The organism is Chitinophaga sp., assembly GCF_035564935.1.
GTDB lineage: Bacteria > Bacteroidota > Bacteroidia > Chitinophagales > Chitinophagaceae > Chitinophaga.
The window spans coordinates 1-4,186 of record NZ_DATMTE010001070.1; the positions used below are offsets into that span (position 1 = coordinate 1).

Below are 4,186 nucleotides of genomic sequence, written 5' to 3' on the forward strand. Positions count from 1 at the left end.
GCGGTAATGTTGTGCCTCATGGTTTTTCAGATATTATATGGTTTCAATAAAAAGCTCGCAATTACCCTACGTAATCGCAATTGGTTCAAGTGATATGGATTCGGTCATTCAAGAAATAATGCACTGCATACAATTGTCTCCGGAAACAATTTTAACGGTCCATTTTAATTTATGGCTGCGAATATCCAGAAATTCCGGACATAAAACAGCATCTAAACGGACGTCCTCCGCGAAATATTATATGCCCAAAATGGGGCTATATAAGTTATAACGGATTTCGTGGAAGCAATGAATGCCAAGATACCTTTCCCGGGAAATAGACCGAACCTATAATGCACTTACCAGTCCTGAAACGCAGGCCAAGCAATAATATTACTATTAAATATACTGTATCTTTAACAGTAATATGTAACTTTTTTTGAAATCTTTAGAAAAAAAATGAAAAACTTTTCCACATTTATAAAACGTGGAAAAATGAAGCACAAATGAATAAAAAGGTACAAGGTGTTAAACAAAAAAGCCGTCTCAAAAGTTGAAACGGCTTTTTTGTAATTATATATACTTCTGTACTTCCGGGATGATTATAAACCGAAAGCAGCTTTTACTTTGTCTACATAGTCCAGTTTTTCCCAGGTAAACAGCTCTACTTCCACGCTCTTCTCGTGTTTCTTGCCTTTGTTGAATACCTTGGTAACTACTTTTGGTTCGCGACCCATGTGGCCATAGGCGGCAGTTTCGCTATAGATAGGATTACGCAGTTTCAGTCTTTGTTCGATAGCATAAGGGCGGAGATCAAAGATCTCTTCAATCTTCTTAGCAATTTCGCCATCATTCAGTTTCACCTTGGAGGTACCGTTGGTGTTCACATAAATACCGCAGGGCCTGGCCACGCCAATGGCGTAGGATACCTGTACCAGTACTTCATCGCACACACCGGCAGCTACCAGGTTCTTGGCAATATGACGGGTGGCATAAGCGGCTGAACGGTCTACCTTGGAAGGATCTTTACCGGAAAAAGCGCCACCACCGTGAGCACCTTTACCACCGTAGGTATCCACAATGATCTTACGGCCGGTTAAGCCGGTATCGCCATGAGGACCACCGATCACAAATTTACCGGTTGGGTTGATGTGGTGATTGATGTTGAAGCCTTCGAACAGTTTTTGCAGTTCCGGTTTCAGCTGGGCTTTTACGCGTGGGATCAGGATATTGATCATATCTTCCTTGATCTTTGCCAGCATTTTCTCGTCGTTATCAAAATCATCGTGCTGTGTGGAAATCACGATAGAATCGATTCTTACGGGTTTATTGTCATCAGAATATTCAATAGTAACCTGGGACTTTGCATCCGGGCGCAGGTATTTGATCTCTTTGTTTTCGCGGCGGAGTACAGCCAGTTCCAGCAACAGTTTATGAGCCAGGTCCAGTGCCAGCGGCATATAGTTTTCGGTTTCACGGGTAGCGTAACCAAACATCATACCCTGGTCGCCCGCACCCTGTTCTTCAGGGGATTTACGGTCAACACCCTGGTTGATATCCGGTGACTGCTCATGTATTGCTGAAAGGATCCCGCAGGAATTGGCTTCAAACATATACTCACTCTTGGTATAACCAATTTTACGGATCACTTCTCTTGCAATATCCTGCACATCGAGGTATGCCTCTGATTTCACCTCACCTGCCAGAACAACCTGACCAGTGGTTACAAGCGTTTCACAAGCTACTTTAGATTTTGCATCGTATGCCAGAAAGTTATCGATCAAAGCGTCAGAGATCTGATCGGCTACTTTATCAGGATGTCCTTCTGAAACGGATTCAGATGTAAATAAATAAGGCATAAAAAACCGGGATTAGTAGTTTTATGGTTTAGTGTAAATAATTCTGAGTTTGATATTATACTGGGACAGGTTGCTGCCTCCAACTTTCACACGGTTCAGATCCATGTACAGGGGTGAATATCCTTCGAGTCTGAAACCTTTGTTGGCATCCAGTTTCTTGATAAGCCGCTGTACGGTGTTGGCAAGGTTAAAGGTATATTGAACTACCTGTACACCTCCAAAGTTGGTAATTACCTGGCGGGTGCCGCCAAAATAGGCTGCGCCTCCTCCTGTATAATAATCTGCGGGGATCTTGGTGGTATCACCGTTTGTATACTGGCGTAAAGATAAGCTTCCTGGTTCAATAAATATATTATTCATATCACTCGGACCGGAAGTTATTTGTGTGATCACCAGTTCCGCTTTATTGATCAGCACATTCGGGAAGTTCTCGATCCCTGGTATGGTAAGATTCGTGAACAGGCCGGGGGCCGCATTCAGGAAGAGGATACTGTCGCCATTCGGGTTGTTGGTATTGATAAACCTGGAAGCCTGCGAACCGTTGTAATTACGTGTGAAATAATTGGCATGGGCGCTGGCGTACTGGTCGAACGCCATAGTGGCGCGCAGTGAATCGTCTGTAGTGTTTTTATAGAACACCGTTAGCTTAGTGTTGGTGTTATTCAGATTCAGGTAAATCATGTTCCTGTTGGTACCGAGATTGGTATCAGGAACAACAGCGAAACCTTTCAGGTAAGCGCGGAAGGCTGAATCTGTGGCGAAGGCGCCGTCTGATTTCTGGGCGAGCAGCTCATTACCAAAGGCATTGCTCAGTTTAATACGCAACTGGGCGGTTTCCTTGGTGCCATATACACTTACGGAGTCGCGGAGCGACAAGGGTGTAACGGTAGCAGTACCCAGTAACTCTCCCGGGTTATAAGCTAAAGCTTTATTATAAGGGTAGCTGGAATCAATCTTAAAATCGGGTTCATTCATCCGGTAAACCCGGAAGGTTTGCGGTGAGGAAGAATCGCCGGTATAACCGGTGTAGCTCAGCGACAATACCACAGAATCCAGTGTTTGCCCGGTACCTTCAAAGGTAAAGGCGCTTTTAGGCAATGATACCTGGGTATATACAAAAGCGTGGGTTCTGCCGAAAACGGGGTCGGTGGTAACTGACCCCAGGATCTTATTATAGGCGTTTTGCCCGTTTAAGATAGAGGAATCATACCGGAGTATGTTATTGGCGATAATACCGTTGAGCGTTGTGTCCTGTGCATTTACAAAATCCCCGGGAGGAATTAAGCCACTTCCGAGAATAGTGGATTTGTTACAACCGGTGGCGCCGTACAACAGCGTAATATAGGTGGCTAAAAAGCTAAGGTTCCTGAAATTGATCTTCACGCGTTATGTTGTTAGTGAGTATTGGTTTTACTGCCCGAACATGCTTTTAATACGCTTTAAATACGCTTCAACTACGCACTAAAGGTGGACTTGATCTTTATTTACCCAGCAATTGATGATATAATTGCAGGTAATCGCCCAGATCATCGTTGTCTTTTTTAAACGGCAGAATGATCTTTCCTTTTTCCGCTTTCACTTCATCCACTACTTTCTTTTCCAGCTTATCGCCGGCCAGTACAACTGCGTCCGCATATTTTGCCGCTCCCCTGTTCAGTGCTGTATTGGTACCTTCCTTGAACAGTTCCATATCTTTTTCCTTGATCTGGTTACTGATCGTGGCCTTCTTAACAAAGGTAGTGCCTAACTTTTCCTTGAACGTATTGGGAGTCAGCGAATATATGATCTTTGAATTGGCAAACACCGGCTCTTTTTTATAAGCCGTTTTCAGATACATAGGTATCAGAGAGGTCATCCAGCCACTGCAATGAATGATATCCGGAGGCCATCCGAATTTCTTCACCGTTTCCAGGGCTCCTTTACAAAAGAAGACAGCTCTCGCTGCGTTGTCGTCAAAAAACTCTTCGTTTTCATCGGCAAACACAGTTTTCCGCTTAAAATAATCTTCATTATCCAGGAAGTAAACCTGCAGGCGGGCGTTTGGAAGCGAAGCCACCTTGATAATCAACGGGTAATCATCCCCGTCAATCACAATGTTGATCCCCGACAATCTTACGACCTCGTGCAAACGGTGTCTTCTCTCATTAATAATTCCAAATCTGGGCATGATCACTCTCACTTCCAGGCCAGCCTCATTGGACTTAATTGCCATTTTATTGACCATTGCCGCGTAATCACTCAATTCCAGGTACGGCGACATCTCTTGGGCAATAAAAAGAATTCTTTTCTTTGTGGACATTTAACGCTGATTATTAATGCAGTAATTTTTAATTTGGCTTGCAAAATTA

The 4,186-nt window shown here is 43.8% G+C and carries 3 protein-coding genes; all 3 read right to left on the reverse strand.

Annotated features, from left to right (window positions below; genetic code table 11):
• Positions 1 to 581: 581 nt before the first annotated feature.
• The 3 genes from metK to VN105_RS27665 all read right to left on the reverse strand — a co-directional run bounded on the left by metK (position 582) and on the right by VN105_RS27665 (position 4,137).
• On the reverse strand, positions 582 to 1,838 hold the full coding sequence (gene metK / locus VN105_RS27655) for a methionine adenosyltransferase (RefSeq protein WP_325646362.1): 1,257 nt from the start codon (positions 1,836 to 1,838) through the stop codon (positions 582 to 584).
• A 21-nt stretch (positions 1,839 to 1,859) separates the two neighbouring features.
• Positions 1,860 to 3,221, reverse strand: coding sequence for a DUF4270 family protein (locus tag VN105_RS27660; protein ID WP_325646364.1), 1,362 nt, complete (start codon positions 3,219 to 3,221; stop codon positions 1,860 to 1,862).
• A gap of 97 nt (positions 3,222 to 3,318) precedes the next feature.
• Positions 3,319 to 4,137, reverse strand: coding sequence for a glycogen/starch synthase (locus VN105_RS27665; protein ID WP_325646366.1), 819 nt, complete (start codon positions 4,135 to 4,137; stop codon positions 3,319 to 3,321).
• Positions 4,138 to 4,186 lie beyond the last annotated feature (49 nt).